We start from the raw sequence: 16,756 nt of genomic DNA, 5'->3' as shown, positions 1-16,756 counted from the left end.
GCCGGTGTGGGCGCTGCGGGACTGTTCGCTTCGGGTGGCGGCCGGCTCGTTGACCTGCATCGTGGGCCCGTCGGGGTGCGGGAAGTCCACGCTGTTGCGCATTGTGGGTGGTTTGGACACACCGACGACGGGGCGTGTGCGGGTGCCGTCGGCGGACGGGCGAATTCCGCCGTCCGCCTTCGTCTTCCAGGAGTACGGCGTGTTCGCGTGGTTGAACGTGCTGGACAACATCGCCTTCGGTTGCCGGATGGCCGGAATGCGGCGCGCCGAGTACACCGCGCGGGCCCGGGAGTGGCTGGCGCGTACCGGTCTGGCCGGTTTCGAGCAGGCCTATCCACACCAGCTCTCGGGCGGTATGCGCCAACGGGTCGCGCTGGCGCGCGCTTTCGCCCTCGAGACACCGGCCTTGCTGATGGACGAGCCCTTGGGCGCCTTGGACGCGCAGACCAGGCTGCTGATGCAAGAGCAACTCGTGCGGCTGTGGGAGGCCGAACGCAAGACGGTCGTGCTGGTCACCCACAGCATCGATGAGGCGTTGCTGCTCGGCGACCGCATCGCCCTCATGTCGGCGCGGCCGGGTCGGGTGGCAGCCGAGTTCGCCGTGCCGTTCGCGCGGCCGCGCAGCCTGGAACTCACCCTGACCCCCGAATTCACCGCGCTCCGGCATCGGATCTGGACCGCGCTGCGCGCGGACGCGGCGGCATCGGCGCAGGCCGGATGAGCGCCGAGATCGACGCCATCCGGCGTCGCGAGCGGAATCGCCGCCGCCGGGATCTGCTCCTCGCGGTCGGCTGCCCGATCCTGCTGTTGGCCGGCTGGCAACTCGCAGCGCGGCTGAACCTCATCGACGCTCAGTTGTTCCCGCCGCCGTCGGCGGTGCTCGCCCGCTGGACGCAACTCGCGGGCAGCGGCGAGCTGCGCGAGCACGTGAGCGCCACCCTCTACCGGCTTTCGGTCGGCTACGTTTCGGGTGCGTGCGGCGGTGTCGTCGTCGGCTGTGCGATGGGGCGCTGGCGACCGGTCGCGGCGGCGCTGGGTCCGTTGTTCTCTGCCCTGTACGCGCTGCCGAAGGTCGCGGTATTGCCGTTGCTGCTCTTGATCTTCGGGCTCACCGAAACACCGAAGATCCTGTCGGTCGCGATCACGGTGTTCTTCGTGCTGCAGATCAACACCTTCGCCGGTATGCGCCAGATCGATCCGCGAATCCTCGAGGCGGCCACCGCCTATCGGGCCGTCGGCTGGCGGCTGTGGCGATTCGTCCTGTTGCCCACCTGTCTGCCTGCCGTCTTCACCGGCCTGCGCATCGCCGCGGGGCTCGGGGTAGCGGTCGTCATCGCGGTCGAGTTCGTCGCGGCCAACAGCGGGATCGGCTACTTGATCTGGAACTCGTGGCAGCTGTTCCAGCCCGAACGAATGTATGCGGGCCTGTTGACCGCGGCCCTCCTCGGTGCCTGCCTCACCGGTGCCCTCGCCGCCGCGGAGTTCGTCGCCATGCCGTGGCGGCGCAGTCTCGAAGAGATCAGTGGAAGGAAACAATGATCGCCAAACGTATTCTCTCAGCTGCCATTCCAGTTCTGGTGCTGGTCGCCGCCGGTTGCGGCGGCCGAGCAGCGCAACCCGTTGCGCCGGCCGGCAAGGTGACCGTCGCGCACGTCCCGTCGACCTTGTTCGCGCCGCTGTACGTGGCGGCCGGTAAGAAGTACTTCGCCGAGGAGGGTCTGACGGTCGAGTTGCAGACCATGAAGGCGGGGCAGGACGCGATTCCGCTGGCGGCGGCGGGCAAGGTGGATGTGGTCGTGGCCGGCTTCTCCGCCGGTCTGTTCAATGCCGTGCACAGCGGCCTGCGCCTGAAAGTGGTGGGCTCCATGGGGATTGCGCCCGGGGACCCGAAAGCCTCGCCGTCCGCGTTGGAGGTCTCGAAGAAACTGGTCGAGGCGGGCGAGGTGACCTCGGTGGCCGATCTGCGCGGCCGCAAGGTGGCGGTGTCCGGCGGCGCGGCCGCCGCGGGCGGCTACCAATTGGCCGCGATACTGCGGCAATCCGGGCTCGCGCTGGGCGACGTGCAGATCGTCAACATTCCCATCCCGGACCAGCGGACCGCGCTGGCGAACGGCGGCGTGGACGCGGCCCTGACGGCCGCGCCCTTCACCACCCGGATCGAGCAGGCCGGTATCGCGGTGCCGCTCGCGGTACCCGCCGCGGGCGTCTCGGCAACCGGCGTCGTCTACGGCGGTGCGTTCACCGAATCGCCTGCGGCGCATGCGTTCTTCCGCGCGCTCCAGCGAGCGAGCCGGGATCTCCAGGACGGCGGCGTCAAGTCGCCGGAGAACCTCGCCATCCTCGCCCAGGCGACCGGCCAGGACCGCGCGGTACTCGAAGCGACCCCGGCATATCGATGGCGACCCGATCTGAGCCCGGACGCCGAGCAGCTGACCGCTCAGCAGCAGGCGTACCGGGACGCCGGACTACTCGACTACGCCGATGTCATCGCGGCGGGCACCTACGTTTCCACCGCCTTCTCCGGCGAGTGACCACAAGCTCGGGCGAACTCGCCGAGGACGTCGAGTCCCACCGCCCGGCTTCTTGATGCAGTTTAAGTTGCAATCTGGTCTACACCGAAGAGCGAACTGCGCCACGGTATGCGCATCGACTGGGATGTGCGGATCACGATGGACGACGGCATCACTCTCGCGGCGGACATCTTCCGCCCGGACGACGATCAGCCGCACCCCGTGCTCCTCGCCGCCAGTCCCTACGGCAAAGGACTGCCTTTCGCGGTGGGCTACACGAGTCAACTGCAGAGCCTGATCGACGAGCATCCCGAGGTTGCCGCACAGTCCACCAATGCTTACCAGGTCTGGGAATATCCGGACCCCGAACGCTGGGTGCCCGCGGGCTATGTCTGCGTGCGCATCGACACCCGCGGCGCGGGCGGCAGCGAGGGCGCGATCGACTTCTTCTCGGCCCGCGAAACGCAAGATCTCTACGAGTGCATCGAGTGGGCGGCCGCACAGCCGTGGAGCACCGGAAAGGTTGGCCTGCTGGGTATTTCGTACCTCGCCAGCAACCAGTGGCAGGTCGCCGAGCTCGCGCCGCCGCATCTGGCCGCGATCTGCCCGTGGGAGGGCGCCTCGGACTACTACCGCGAATACACCCACCACGGCGGCATCGCCACCGAATTCCTGCCCAGCTGGATGCCCTACCAGGTGGAGAGCGTGCAGCACGGCCGGGCCGACGCCGAGATCAACCCGCATACCGGACGCCGCGTGTCCGGGCTGCCGATCCGGACCGAACAGGAGTTGCGGGACAACGCGATTGCGATCGGTGACGTGCTGCGCGCGAACCCGACCGTGAACAACTACTACCGAGATCGTTCCGCGGTGCTGGAAAAGATCACCGTTCCAGTGTTGTCTGCCTCGAACTGGGGTGGGATGGGGCTGCACTCTCGCGGCAACTTCGAGGGTTTCGCCCGCGTCGGCTCCGAGCAGAAATGGCTGGAGGTGCACGGGTTGGAGCACTGGACGGAGTTCTACACCGATTACGGTGTGGATCTGCAACGGCAGTTCTTCGACCACTTCCTCAAGGGCGAGAACAACGGCTGGGACACCAAACCCCCGGTCCAGCTCAAAGTGCGTACACCGGACGACTTCTTCGTCCGAGCGGAGTATGAGTGGCCACTGGCCCGAACCGAGTGGACCCGTTGCTATCTCGATATCGATGCCGGATCGATCACCCGCGCGGTGCCGACGTCGGATCAGCAGGTGACGACCCCCGCGCGCTCGGCGGGGGTCATGTTCAAGTTGCCGGTCCTGGATGAGGAGCTCGAGCTCACCGGCCCGGCCGCGCTGAAGTTGTTCGTCTCGTCCACGACGACCGACGCGGATCTGTTCGTGACCATGCACCTGTTCGATCCCACCGGCGCCGAAATCCTTTTCCCCACAGCGTTCGAACCGCACGGACCGCTCGCGCAGGGCTGGCTGCGCCTGTCGCAGCGGACACTCGACGCGGACCGTTCGCTGCCGTATCGGCCGTGGCACGCGCACACCGAAGCGGCGCCGGTGACGCCGGGGACCGTGTACGAAGCCGATGTCGAGATCTGGCCCTTCTCGATCGTCGCGCCCGCCGGATACCAGATCGGCTTGTCGGTGCGAGGTCAGGACTACACGCACGGCCTGCCCGGTGTACAGGAGCGCGCCTACGGTCGCGAGCTGCTGGGCAGCGGTGCGTACTGGCATGAACTGCCGGGGGACCGCGACAATCCGGTTTTCGACGGTCGGACCACGTTGGTCGGGACCGCCGACCGGCGCCCGTACATTCTGCTTCCCGTCATTCCCCACGCGTAGTTTCTGGTACGCGCGCGCCGGTTCCGGCTACCCCTCGGGCAACCAGGGGTAGCCGCGGCGGCATTTTATCGCAAGCCGTTGTGGCCCAATCGGATAACGAATCCGGGCGCGGAGCTGCCGGAATGACGGCGAAGTGCGGCCGCCGTTATCCGCCGGTGTCGGAACCAGTGTTAGACACGATGGAGTGAACTTGATTTCAGAACTGACCCGTTGGTTGGATGCGACCGATCAGGCCGCGCTCGTCGCGTCAGGGGAGTTGAAGCCGATCGATCTGGTCGAGGCCGCGATCGATCGGATCGAGCAGCTCGATCCGGTTCTCGGCGCGGTACCGCTGCGCTATTTCGACCAGGCGCGCGCGGCCGCGGTGCACATGACCGGGCCGTTGGCCGGCGTTCCGTTTCTGGTCAAGGACCTGCTCACCGACGTCGCGGGCCAGGTCTGCACCGACGGCAATGTCGCGCTCGCGGCGCAGGCCCGCCCCGCGGCGGCCGACGGTCCGCTGGTGGCGCGTTTGCGGGCGGCGGGGCTGATCTTCGCCGGACGGACGTCGACTTCGGAGTTCGGAACCGTGCCCGCCGCCGATTCGGTCGCCTGGGGCGCCACCCGGAACCCTTGGAACACCGCACTTTTCTCGGGTGGGTCCAGTGGCGGTGCGGCCGCCGCGGTGGCGGCCGGGATGGTGCCGGCCGCGCACGGCACCGATGCCGGGGGCTCGATCCGGGTCCCGGCCTCGTGTTGCGGGCTCGTCGGGCTCAAGCCCTCGCGGGCGGCCGGGCAGGCGGTCGACTCGGTGTTCGACCTGATCGCCGAGTCCGCGGTCACCCGTTCGGTGCGCGATTCGGCTCTGCTGCTGGATATTTCGCGGGATACCTCGGGTACAGACGGCTATCTCGCGGCCTCGAGCGTCGAGCCGGGCACGTTGCGCATCGGGGTGCTCGGCACCCGGTTCGACGGTTCCCCCGTGGCTGCGGAATGTGCTGAGGCAGTGCGTGTCTCGGGACAGCTGCTGGAATCGCTGGGCCATCACCTCGAGCCCGGATTCCCGGCGGCACTAGGCGATTCGACGTTGGACGGGCTGTTCGGGACGTTCTGGTCCTCGGGTATGGCCGCGCTGCTCGACGGCCTCGCGCACCGGTTGGGTCGCGCGGTCACCGAGGCCGACGTCGAACCCCTCAACTGGCTGCTCGGTGTACTCGGCGCGGAGGTGACCGAGGCGCAACGCCAGGCCGCGGTCGAGGGCGTCGCCGCGTTCGCCGGGGCGGTCCTGAGCTGGTGGGACGAGCACGATCTGCTGCTCACCCCGACCCTCGCTGAACTACCCCTGCCTTCCGGCGCACTGCTCTCCGCAGCCGCGGACCCGATGGCGGCGCTGCAGCGTAGCGTGCAGTTCTCACCCTTCACCCCCTTCGCCAACTTCACCGGCCAACCCGCGATCAGCCTGCCCCTGCACGTCACCGCCGACGGCCTCCCCGTCGGCATACAGTTGGTCGCGGCTCCCGGCCGGGAAGATCTGCTGCTGCAGGTCGCCACGCAACTGGAGCTCGCGGCACCATGGCGGGATCGTCGCCCCACCGTGTAGAACCCCGCGTCGTTCTGTGCTGTTCTGGCGCAACGGCTTTGCTACGCACAACAGGCTGCTTCACGTATTGTCTGCTGCTGCACGGCCTTCGAGCGGACCGGGATCGCCGACTGGAGAGGTTCCGCTGAGGTAGCGGAAGAGCATCGCGGTGAGTTCGTGCTCGAAACGGGGAATTTCGATCGGCTCGTGGGACGCGATCAGGTGGTGTACAACCAATTCCACCGTGGCGACGACCAGCCGGGCCGCGGTGTAGGTGTCGACGACCCGGACCTCTGGATGGCGGTCGAGGATGTGCTGCAGGTAGACGACGCGCTCTTCGCCGTGCGCGGCGATCTTCGCCAAGAGCTCGGCCGAGCGGGGTGTCTGCTCCATCATCACGCGCAGCAGTTGCGGGTCGTCGAGATGATTCTCGATCGCGGCCCGCACGAACATCCGCATGGTCTCGGCCAACGAGTCGGGCAGCCGCTCGTTGCGGAGACGTTCGACGGTGGCCGCACCCGCGTCGAGATGGCGGGTCATCAGCTCGACGAGGATCGCGTCCTTGTTCGGGTAGTACTGGTACAGCGAGCCGATCGAGATCTCCGCCTGTTCGGCGATCCGATTGGTGGTACCGGCGGCGTAACCGTGCTCGGCGAAAACGCGCGCGGCCGCGGTGAGGATGCGCTGCCTGGTGAGTTCGGCCCGATACTGGCGCGGCTGTTTGCGGGGGTTGAGCCGACGCTGGTCCGACATCGAGGCACCTCCGGGACGGCCGAGGGAAAGCGAGTAATTGCTCATAGTAGTTCCTGGCCTGGTACGGATCATTTGGTGGCAGCGGGGATCTGCGCCGGTCTTGCTCGCCGACCCGTGCTCGCCCGTTGCGCGCGTCCGTGGTTGCATGTGAGTGCGCAGGACGAGGCGGAGGATCATGGGATACGACTGCACATTGCATCTGGTGGACGAGGACGCGATCCGGGAGCAGTTCGTGCCCCGGCTGCTCGGCAGCGCCACCGAGCCGACGGCGTTGGATCGAGTGCATCCGGATGCCGAGGGCCTCTGGCGGCAGGTACGAGAGCTGTTGCTGGACAGGGACGGACGGGCCGCCGCTGCCGCCGTGTCCGTCGCGGCGGTCATGTTCAGCGCCTCGATGCTGCCCTACCGATACGAGCGCGGACTGGCGCTGAGCCTCGCGTTCGAGACGGGCCGGGTGTTCCCGGACTCGGTATTCGCGCCGCAGGCGGCGTACGTGCCGGACGGGCTGTTCACCGAAGTCGTTGCGGCACATCCGCACTTGCGCGGGCAGTTCTCGTCGGGGTGGTTCGGCGGAAACTACACGACCGGCCTCTACGTGCCCGCTGATCATGTCGCGGAGGTGCTGGAGTGGGTCGAAGAGCAGCTCGTGCCCTTGCCGAAAGGTGAACAGCGGAAGTATCGGGGGATCGTGGCGACCTTGCGGGCGGCGGTCGACCGCAAGCTCGGGTATTGGGAGGCGACCGATCTCGCGGTGCCCGCCGCCGGGGAGTTCCCAGGAGATCCGGAACTGATGTGGGCGCAGTACCTGGGCAACGACGGGACTCCGGCCGCCGCGGTGGAAACCGCACCGGCCTCGCCGATCGCGAGTGTCCTCGACGACATCGTCGACGGATTCCTGTTGTCGCACAGTGCTGCTCGCACGCCGTCGGTGGAGTTGTGGGACCTCGCCGCGTGGCCGCCGCGTTTGGCGTTGCAGCGCAACGAATTCTGGGTGGCGGCGGCGCGGTCGCCCGGCGGTGGATGGCTCGCGCAGTCCACCGCCGACACGAAAGCGCGCCCACGCGAGTTCGGGCCGATCCTGGTGGACGGCTCGGACGACGCGCCCCGAGTGCTGCCTGCCAAAGGTCCCGGCGACGCCGACCTCTACGCGCACGAATGCTATTTCCTCGGTGCGCGTCCCGTGGTGTTGCACGAGGTGAAGACGCACCTGCTGCGCTTCGGCGGGATGAATGTGGGTGACCCACTGCCCGGTCCGCTGTGGCTCGCGGAATCCGGTGCGTGGGAACAGATTCCCGGCATTCCGGACGCTGCCGTGGTGAAGAGCGTGCTCGGCGACGCGGCGCGTCCGATGACCGGCGCCGCCCGGCTGGCCGACGGCAGCACCGTATTGATCTGGGACGGAAACGGATACGAGCTGAACGCGGCAGGCACCGGCTGTGTGCGTGCGTTCGACATGGGTGCTCAGCGCTCGTTCGTCGAGTTCACCTCGGTGCCCGCGGGGGACGACGGATTCTTCTATCTGTCCGATCGCCGCCTGCACGAGATCCATCGCGGCGGGACTCCGGTCCGGCATGGCGAAGCCTGGACGAATGTGATGGCGGTGCGGCCGGGACCGGACGGCGGGTTGCTGCTGAAGTTCGGTGGTAATGACGAGGGCGACGTCGGGGTGCTCTACTTCCCGGGCGACCGCACCTACATCCCGCTGCCGCCGGAGATGTTCGACGACAGGTCCAGCTACTCGGCTCTGTACTGGAGCGAAGGGGCCGATCGCATCCTGGTGGTCGGCGGTGGTTATGTCGCCGTGCGGTCGGAAGCTGTGCTGGCGCGGCCGCGGTCGGCGTTGCCGGAGTGACTTCTGTGGGCCAGCACCGATCAGTTTCTGCGCCGCGCGCCGTCTACTCGGTATGACCACACCCACCATCGGCAGTCTGCTGTTGTCCAGCACCGACCCGGCACGCTTGCGTGACTGGTACGCAACCGCTTTCGCGGTGAAAGTCGACCGCACGCCCGGCGACCCGGGCTACGAGGTGCTCGATTTCGGCGGCTTCTACGTCTTCATCGACAGCCGCGACGACATCGGGGACACCAACCCTGAACCGGGACGAGCGATCCTGAACGTCGACGTGGACGACGCGCGCGCGATAGCCGGCCGCATCGACGACCTCGGCGGGCGGTGGCTGGCCGAGCTCGAAGACCGCGATGGCAGCCTGTTCGCCACCGCGATCGACCCCGACGGCAACTACATCCAGCTCATCCAGCTGAGCCCGCAACATCGTGCCGAAATGGCAGCGGCGGCGGCCCCCTGATCGCCTGGTTCAAAGACCCCGCCGGCAACCCCTCCCCATAATCCAGGAGTAGTCGCCTCTTGCGGGCGCCGCAGGGACCGGTCAGCGTCGCGATTCGGTCCAGGCGGCGCCCGGCGCTCGACAGGGCCGCAGTTGTCGCGGCCGGTCTTCGAAACAGCTCGGCGCGGTTACGAACTCGACGACGAGATCACCGGACCGGGTGGATCAGATACAAAGGTGCCGACCGGCAGGTACGGCCGTGTCGGTCGAGTAACTGACAGACGCTCGTTGTCTTGACGCTGTCCCCGGCAGTTGGTGGAATATGACGTTCGAGATTCGGAAGCTCGGTCGACAGCAACGGGGGTTTCGCAAGTGGCGCTTGACAGTCCACGGCTTCAGGAGGTGCTCGAGAACATCAGAACCGGGACCATGCAGCTACCGGATTTCCAACGTGTCTGGAAGTGGGATGACCAACGGATCCGGGAATTGATCGCCACGGTGACCCTCGACTACCCGCTCGGTGTCGTCATGACCCTGGAGACCGGCGAGAAGTCGCCGTTCCGTGCACGCCCGCTCACCGGCGCCGAATCCGTTGCGGCAGTTGATCCCGGCTTGCTCTTGCTGGACGGTCAACAGCGACTCACATCGCTCTTTCAAGCCATGTACCTGGACAAGCCGGTACAGACGGTCGACAGTCGCGGTAAGGAACTGCGGCGGTGGTACTACATCGACATCGTCAAGGCGCTCGGTTCGCCGGCGGATCGAGACGACGCCATCATTTCGGTGCCGGAGGACAAACTGGTCCGCCGGGATCACTTTCGCAAGGTCTCGCTCGACCTGAGCAGCACCGAGTTGGAGTGTGCGGCAGGGTACTTCCCACTACACGCGGTGTTCGACACGCAGAAGGTGCACGGTTGGCAGCGCAAGTTCGTCGAAGCCAATGCGGACAACTGGGATCTGTGGTCGCAGTTCGACGAGGGTGTGATCAGGAATATTCGAGGGTTTCTCATTCCGATGATCAGGCTGGCGTCATCCACTACCTCCGATGCTGTCTGCTCGGTCTTCGAGCGCGTGAATACCGGCGGCGTACCGCTCAACGTGTTCGAACTATTGACCGCCACGTATGCGGGCGATCGCGCTTACGAGCAGCAGCATTCGACCTATTATCGGCTTCCCGAAATCTGGCACGATATCAAGAAGCGCCTCGCGTCGAGCTATCCTGCGCTCGGCCGGCTCGAGAACGGCGCGGAGGACGGCCTGACCAGCAGCGATTTCTTGCAAGCGGTCGCACTGGTGCGGACATGGGAGCTCAAACAGCAAGGTGAGGCCGCGGCTGTCTCTTGTAAACGACGTGATCTGCTCGAGCTGCCCCTGGCAGACTTCGACCGGCTGGCTCCACGATTGCGAGACGCATTCGAATGGACCGGTGAATTCTTGGCCCAACAGTGCATCGTGCGCGTCTCCGACGTCCCGTACCGTACACAACTCGTTCCGCTGGCGGCAGTACGCGCGATCCTGACCGAGGCCACGGACGACCCGATGATGCTGAGCCGCATCACCCGCTGGTACTGGTGCGGTGTGCTCGGCGAGATGTATGGTGGCGCAACGGAAAGCCGATTTCCTCGAGATGTCGAGCAGCTTGTCGGCTGGACTCGCTCGGCGACCGCGATCCCCGATACGATCGCGGAGGCAGCCTTCCTCGCTGATCGACTGGACACGCTGACCACCCGAAACAGCGCAGCCTACAAGGGGATCTACGCGCTACTGATCAAACAGGGCGCCGTCGACTGGTATTACAGCGAAGCTCCCCTCAATTCCGGCACGCTGTTACAGCACGCAGTCGACCTCCGACAGGTATTTCCTAAGAATCGGGGCAGCCGGCAGCAGGGTTCTGGCCCGCGCCTGAATTCCATCGTCAACAAAACGCCGCTGTCCTATCGTGCCAGCAGAAGTCTTGTGGGATCGCCGAAGTCATACGTGCCGGTGCTGGCCAGTGAGTCCGGGATGCGAGGCGAATGGTTCGACGATGTCATTGCGACTCACCTCATCGACCCGATTGCGTTGCGCGACGCCGATTTTGCAACCTTCTACGCCGACCGCTCCCAGCAACTCTTGCAGTTGGTAGACGACGCCATGGGCAAGCGGTCGGTGCATCGAGACGCCGAGGTGCGTCGATAGTGGCCGACGCGCAGCACCCATCGATGTCGCAACTACTGGCGTTGAAGGGCACCGCGTTGCCGATGAAGGACTTGCTCGCCCTGTTCGGATTCACCGTCCGCAACTTCCAGAGCGTCCCCGCCATCGCAGACGCGCTGCGCGACGCGGGACTGACGACGTCTCCGTCCTTCGCAACGTGCGGGACCAGAACCGAACTCCTCATTCTGGAAGCCGATACCATCGAGCCTGTCGATGCACAGGAGGACGCCGACCCCGAACTCGCGCCCGGGACGCTGCCGCAGCACTCGTTCAAGGTTGGCGACCTCGCCTCGGCGACCCGCGGCATCACCTCTATCACCTCGACGAATCAGCTCAGCCTCGCCACCCATTTGATGCGCAGCAAGAACTATTCCCAGATACCGGTCATCGACGGCACATCAGACCTGAAGGGAGTCGTGACGTGGCGTTCGATCGCACGGCTCTACGAGCTGAATCTGGGGGTTGGTCTCAGCAATGCGATGGATACCAGTGCGCCGGTTGCCGAGGTACACCAAGACCTCTTTCCGCACTTGCCGAGCGTCTATGAGCACGGCTACCTGCTCGTGCGGAGTAACAGCGGTGTGTTCACCGGGATCATTACCGCCGCGGACATCACCTCACGCTTTCAAGCCACCGCCCTTCCCTTCTTTCTCGTCGGTGAGATCGAATTCCAGCTGCGGAAGTGTCTCGGCGCCAAGATCGATCCTGATGCGATCCGGACGGTTCAAAAGCGGCGAGGAGCGAAGCAGACCGGCGACATCTCAGACCTGATGTTCATGGACTACATAAAGTTGCTGAGAACGAACCCTGGCGACGCGGTACTCGGTGCGAGCGCCGACTGCAACTGGGCGGCGTTGTCGTGGAATAGTGTGGACCGCTCGATGTTTGTCCATCAACTCGATCGGGTGCGCCAAATTCGGAACACCATCGCGCATTTCGATGCCGAGCCTCTGTCGCCGGATCGCATCGATACGCTGCGCGAGTTCTCCGGACTTCTGCGCCAGCTCAACTGATTTCGCTGGGTTGGACCTGCGTTGTGCGCGTCCGCTGGCCCCTCCGCGGGGACGCGGAGGACAGCCCGGGTGCAGATCGCGGCTACGACCGTTGCGGCGCGTCTGTGCGCGTAGGCATCGCTTCGGTGTCGTCAAGGCGGGTAGTGCGGGGTGGGGGAAGTGGGGTAGTTGGCTACTCAGGACCTGGGGCGGGGGTGCTTCTACCTTTTCAGTGCAGACATCGGTGGCGGGCGTTTCGCCGACCGGAACTGGAGGCGACGACCATCGATCAGAGCAATGGTTGGCTCGTGTATTTCCTCAATGCGGGAGACATTCAGCAAACGCATCAGGGGCGTGCGATCACTGCGATGAAGAACGGTGCGAACCTGAAGGGCGGAAACATCAGCGACGCCACCATCACCGGCCGCGACGTCCGATTCACCATCCATTGGGACGACACCGGCTTCGCGCACTACTCCGGCCGGGTGGAGAACGACGGTTTCGCCCGTGGACTCGGTTCCGGCGCAGAGCCTTCCGCGGCTGCCTGGAGTTCGACTCGCCCGTTCCCCTGCCTTTCCCAGCAGAACGTCGCGACCGTCACCGAAGACGTCGATGTCTACGACGCCCCAGGAGGTGCCGGGGATGTCCTTGGCATACTGCGCCAAGGCCAACAGGTCACCCTCGTCGGAAATTGCAACAAGAACGACTGGTGCCAGGTCACCGGCCCCGCCGTCCCCGGCGGCACCGGCTGGGTCTGGGGTGCCCTACAGTTCTGAAACCTGCGGCTTGCCAATCATGGGCGTAGACGTACAGGTAAGGCGGTCAGCCCCCGGATGGAAAAGCTTGTGCGCCAGGTGGGTTCGTCGGCGGGCGAGAGTGCCAGATCGGGGTAGCGCGCCAGCAGCTGCTCCAGTCCGATGCAGCCCTGCATGCGGGCCAGGGGCGCGCCGACGCAGAAATGGATTCCGTACCCGAACGCGAGGTGCTCGGTGTTGTTGGGGCGATCGATATCGAACTGGTGTGGATCAGCGAACCGACGAGGGTCGCGCCCCGCTGCCGCCACCGATATGACGATCAGCTCCCCAGCAGGTATCTCCATGCCGCCCAGCGTGATTGGTGTCGTTGTGTAGCGAAAGGTGGTTTCGCTGGTCGGCGACCTGAATCTGAGGATCTCCTCGATGAACGCCGGAATACGCGTGGCGTCACTGCGCAGTCGCTGGCGAGAGTTGTTGTCGGACAACAGGGTGACCACCGCGTTGCCGATGAGGTTCGCGGTGGTCTCGAAGCCTGCGACCAGTAGGACGAGCACCATGCTACGCAGTTCACGTGATGTGAGACGTTCGCCGTCCGCGCCCGCTGCGATGAGTTCGGAAAGCAGGTCCGCCCCTGGTTCGGTGGTGCGTGCGGCTATGAGGTGATCTATGTAGGCGACGAACTCCGTCGCGGCCGTCATCCGATCGCGCGCTGCGTGCGCACTGGACACGATGACAGTCGACCAGCTCTGGAACCTGGCACGGTCCGGGTTGGGCACACCGAGTAGTTCACAGATCACCGACATCGACAGCGGCACGGCGTATCGGTCCAGTAGATCCACGACTTCGCCGGCGGTGGCCAGTTCGGTGAGCAGAGCGTCGGCGAGCTCGGTGACGCGCGGAGCGAGGCCGCGCACCGCGCGAGTCGAGAACGCTTTGGTGAGCAGGGAGCGCAGGCGGGTGTGCTCGGGTGGATCGTAGAAGACGAGCATGTGCTCGAAGGGACCGGCCTGGAGCTGGTGACCGGCATTGTTCGCGTCGAGCGCTGCCCGCGCGCCTGCCGAGCCCAGCCGCTTGCTGATCCCCGGATGACCGAAGGCCGCTTTCGCCTCGGCATGGCCGGTGATGAGCCATCCGGTACTGCCGTCGGGAAACGCCACTCGGTTGACCGATCCCCGAGTGCGCAATGCACCGTAGGCACCCTGCGGGTCGCGGTAGAAGTCGGGGGACAACACGAACGGGCTGGCCGGGTCAGCAGCCAATCCATCTGCCGCCGTAGCAGTTTCGCTCTCCATCTGCCGACGCTACCAGCGTCGGGTCGACGTCTGCTGGTAATCGACCCGCACCTGCGACAGCTCAACGCCATTGGATCGCAGGCGACCACCGCCAGTTGAAGAACTCCAACGAGAACGTGCCTGGTTTCGGTGGGGTCGGACAGGTGACGGTGAAGGTGCCGTTGCGCGGGATGTCCACGCGGGTCTCGCCGAGAAAGTTCGACTTCCAATTGTGCGTTGCGTCGGTCGCGTTCCAGCAGCGCACTGCCCGGGCGCCGGCGCCTGCGGCATCGACGACGGTCACGGTGACAGTTTTGCCATCTACTTGAGCGATCGTCACCGGCTCCCGAGGCGCTGACGGCGGAGCTGGTGCCGGAGCCGGCTTACCGGGAAGCTCTGCTGGAGCCGGAGCTGGAGCCGGAGGACTGGCAGCCCGCGCCGGCTGGATGAGATACCCGGCCTGAATCCCGGCCCACGTCGCGAAGTCGCTGGTCCCTTCGAAAGCAACCCGGATGTAGCGGCGGTGCATGTCCTGGTTGTCCGCCGGTTTCAGCTTGCCGTCCTGTCCGTACAGGTCTTTGCCGTCGCACACCGGGTCGCCGTACACGCAGATCGACACCACCGGATCGGTCGCCCCGAACGCCGCGCGCTGCCCGAGCGCGCCACCGATCTGCCAATGGTCTTGGTCCTGTGTCAACTTTCCCTGGTTGTAGATCGCCTCCGTTGTCCGCGGCGAGGGGCCGTTGTAAGCGGGGTCGGCGATGAGGACGACTGCCGCGACCCGTGCGCGATCGACCGGCCCGTGCCCGTGGAATACCGATTGGGCGAGATCGCCGATGATGTGCGCGCCCTGCGAATAGCCGATCAGTGCGAACTTCGATGAACGGCATTCGGCTGCTTGCTTTTTCAGCGACTCGTAGGCCCGCGAGTAGCCGGTGTCCTTACTGAGTTTGTAGGCGGAGATGTCGTAGGTGAATTTCGCGCTGACGGCGCCGCCCCACTGGACGCCGGTCGCCGGATAGTTGATCGGGGTCACCGACAGCGGGCCGAGTTTGTCGGCGATCGGTGCGATGGCGGCGGCGACTTCGGCTCCCACCTGAGCTGTCAACGCGCTCTTGTCGACACCCTCCGGCGGTTTGTGCGCGGGACCTTGGTCGGTTCCGGCGACGCCGATCACGATCGTCGGCACACAGTTGTCGCGGGCCGACGCCACACCCGGACTCACGATTACGACCAACGATGCGAGCATCGCGGCGACAACGGCGCAGCGCGGTAGCCGCGACGGTCCGATGCCGCACAGTGCCATCGGGACTCGCATCGGATCCCCTCTCCGCGACCCAGCGATCGGTCACAGTTCGACGGTCTGTCGTTCGCCCACGCGGGACTTCGGATCGGCCAGACCTTCGGCCAACTTGCTTGCACATCAACGCTATCGCCGGGACCGACGGCGCTCCATCGACCGTTCAGCCGACAAGAAACACCGTTGGGGGCGGGCGATCAGGGACCGGGAGGGCTGGGTCGGCGCCGGGTGACTAGACTCGGGTATCGCGTCGTGGTTGAAAACACAGCCGCGCATGCGCCCTGACGGCGGACTCGGGTGGACTCACCCCTGTCGCGTCCGGTGCATCGCATCGTCTTGTGCCCACGGTCGCGGCGGGATTCTGCGCCGGTCGAGGTGAGGCGTGCGTGCGACCGGGTTGGGCGCGGTGCTCGGTACTGTCAGAAAGGCCGTCTAGTGCGTCAGAAAGACCAACTGCCCGGTTTCGCGGTCGACGTTGTTTCCAAGGGCGCGGCGATCGTCGTGGTCGTCGCCGGGGAAGTCGACATCTACACCGCGCCGCGGCTGGCGCAGGCGCTGGAGCAGGCTGTCGCCCGCGCACCACGACCGCTGGTCGTCGACCTGTCCGCGGTGAAATTTTTCGACTCGTCAGGATTGAACGTGCTGCTGCGTGGCATGCAAGCGACAGCGGAATTGCGTGTGGTGGCCTCGCCGGTCGTGCGCCGGCTGGTCGAAGTCACCGGGTTGACGACAGTGTTGCGGATATTCGACCGCGTCGACGACGCGATCACCGCGACCGGTGACACCAGCGATCATCGGTGAGCGGACGAGACACGAACGAACAGACGAGGCCAGCGTTGGACGGTTTGCACCAGGGAGTTCCGTCACTCCAGCTCGAGTTCGGCGCGGTGGCCGAGGAACTCGGCCGGGTGCGCGAGGCATTGCGGTCGTGGCTGGCACAGACCGGTATCGAGCCGCACTTCGCCTACGATTTGCTGCTGGCCGTGAACGAGGCGTGCTCCAACTCGATCGAGCACGGTCACGGCGGCGACGGCGGGCCGATCTCGCTTCGGGCCACCGCGGGCACGGTGATTCGGGTGGTCGTGTCGGATACCGGGCACTGGCTGGATCGACCACCGGACCGGACGACCGACCGCGGGCGCGGTCTCGCGATGATGCGTGCGCTGGTGCCCGATACCCGCGTCACTTCCGGCGAGTCGGGTACCACGGTCGAATTCGTCGCGCCGCTCGGTGACGCATCCCTGCCGCGTGACACCGATCAGGAAGGTTTCGATCGAGCAGGCCTGCGGTAGTCCGATCGGCT

15 protein-coding genes are annotated in these 16,756 nt (G+C 66.0%); 12 read left to right on the top strand and 3 right to left on the bottom strand.

Annotated features, from left to right (window positions below; genetic code table 11):
- The first annotated feature begins 4 nt into the window (after positions 1-4).
- The 5 genes from NVU01S_RS04145 (at position 5) to NVU01S_RS04125 (ending at position 5,922) form a co-directional block, all read left to right on the top strand.
- Positions 5-721 carry an ABC transporter ATP-binding protein gene (locus tag NVU01S_RS04145; protein ID WP_373864181.1) on the top strand — a complete coding sequence of 239 codons (717 nt, stop codon included), beginning with the start codon at positions 5-7 and terminating at the stop codon, positions 719-721.
- A complete protein-coding gene (locus NVU01S_RS04140; protein ID WP_043665032.1) occupies positions 718-1,539 on the top strand; it encodes an ABC transporter permease in 822 nt (273 codons plus the stop codon). Before NVU01S_RS04145 ends, NVU01S_RS04140 begins: the two co-directional genes overlap by 4 nt.
- Positions 1,536-2,531 (top strand): ABC transporter substrate-binding protein, encoded by a 996-nt coding sequence (locus NVU01S_RS04135; RefSeq protein WP_244467119.1) that lies wholly within the window; start codon positions 1,536-1,538, stop codon positions 2,529-2,531. The genes NVU01S_RS04140 and NVU01S_RS04135 overlap by 4 nt, the downstream gene beginning before the upstream one ends.
- A 108-nt stretch (positions 2,532-2,639) precedes the next feature.
- Positions 2,640-4,343 (top strand): CocE/NonD family hydrolase, encoded by a 1,704-nt coding sequence (locus NVU01S_RS04130; RefSeq protein WP_052280214.1) that lies wholly within the window; start codon positions 2,640-2,642, stop codon positions 4,341-4,343.
- Positions 4,344-4,527: 184 nt separating this feature from the next.
- The gene (locus NVU01S_RS04125; RefSeq protein ID WP_043665027.1) at positions 4,528-5,922 is read left to right on the top strand and encodes an amidase; all 1,395 of its coding nucleotides are present in this window, start codon (positions 4,528-4,530) and stop codon (positions 5,920-5,922) included.
- A 60-nt stretch (positions 5,923-5,982) separates the two neighbouring features.
- On the opposite strand, the gene NVU01S_RS04120 is transcribed toward NVU01S_RS04125, so the two are convergent.
- A complete protein-coding gene (locus tag NVU01S_RS04120; RefSeq protein WP_043665024.1) occupies positions 5,983-6,654 on the bottom strand; it encodes a TetR/AcrR family transcriptional regulator in 672 nt (223 codons plus the stop codon).
- 175 nt (positions 6,655-6,829) lie between these two features.
- On the opposite strand from NVU01S_RS04120, the gene NVU01S_RS04115 reads away from it, so the two are divergent.
- The 5 genes from NVU01S_RS04115 to NVU01S_RS04095 all read left to right on the top strand — a co-directional run bounded on the left by NVU01S_RS04115 (position 6,830) and on the right by NVU01S_RS04095 (position 12,903).
- Positions 6,830-8,506: a hypothetical protein gene (locus NVU01S_RS04115; RefSeq protein WP_043665021.1), complete on the top strand. Its 1,677-nt coding sequence runs from the start codon at positions 6,830-6,832 to the stop codon at positions 8,504-8,506.
- 52 nt (positions 8,507-8,558) lie between these two features.
- Complete coding sequence (locus NVU01S_RS04110) at positions 8,559-8,960, top strand: VOC family protein (protein WP_043665018.1); 402 nt, start codon at positions 8,559-8,561, stop codon at positions 8,958-8,960.
- Positions 8,961-9,311: 351 nt separating this feature from the next.
- Positions 9,312-11,117, top strand: coding sequence for a GmrSD restriction endonuclease domain-containing protein (locus NVU01S_RS04105; RefSeq protein WP_043665015.1), 1,806 nt, complete (start codon positions 9,312-9,314; stop codon positions 11,115-11,117).
- Positions 11,117-12,148, top strand: a complete 1,032-nt coding sequence (locus NVU01S_RS04100; protein WP_052280213.1) for a CBS domain-containing protein — start codon at positions 11,117-11,119, stop codon at positions 12,146-12,148. Before NVU01S_RS04105 ends, NVU01S_RS04100 begins: the two co-directional genes overlap by 1 nt.
- 347 nt (positions 12,149-12,495) lie before the next feature.
- Positions 12,496-12,903, top strand: a complete 408-nt coding sequence (locus NVU01S_RS04095; RefSeq protein ID WP_156161430.1) for an SH3 domain-containing protein — start codon at positions 12,496-12,498, stop codon at positions 12,901-12,903.
- Between the two features lie 17 nt (positions 12,904-12,920).
- Here NVU01S_RS04095 and NVU01S_RS04090 read toward each other — a convergent pair whose 3' ends face one another.
- On the bottom strand, positions 12,921-14,174 hold the full coding sequence (locus NVU01S_RS04090; RefSeq protein ID WP_082031846.1) for a cytochrome P450 family protein: 1,254 nt from the start codon (positions 14,172-14,174) through the stop codon (positions 12,921-12,923).
- A 61-nt stretch (positions 14,175-14,235) separates the two neighbouring features.
- Positions 14,236-15,471, bottom strand: coding sequence for a cutinase family protein (locus NVU01S_RS04085; protein ID WP_082031845.1), 1,236 nt, complete (start codon positions 15,469-15,471; stop codon positions 14,236-14,238).
- Positions 15,472-15,888: 417 nt separating this feature from the next.
- On the opposite strand from NVU01S_RS04085, the gene NVU01S_RS04080 reads away from it, so the two are divergent.
- A complete protein-coding gene (locus NVU01S_RS04080; RefSeq protein ID WP_052280212.1) occupies positions 15,889-16,254 on the top strand; it encodes an STAS domain-containing protein in 366 nt (121 codons plus the stop codon).
- A gap of 35 nt (positions 16,255-16,289) precedes the next feature.
- Positions 16,290-16,745, top strand: coding sequence for an ATP-binding protein (locus tag NVU01S_RS04075; RefSeq protein ID WP_043665007.1), 456 nt, complete (start codon positions 16,290-16,292; stop codon positions 16,743-16,745).
- Positions 16,746-16,756: the final 11 nt, after the last annotated feature.

Source organism: Nocardia vulneris (genome assembly GCF_001613425.1).
Classification (GTDB): Bacteria; Actinomycetota; Actinomycetes; order Mycobacteriales; family Mycobacteriaceae; genus Nocardia; species Nocardia vulneris.
The sequence above is the reverse complement of the archived record's forward strand: the minus strand, read 5'-3'. Positions and strand labels throughout refer to the sequence as shown.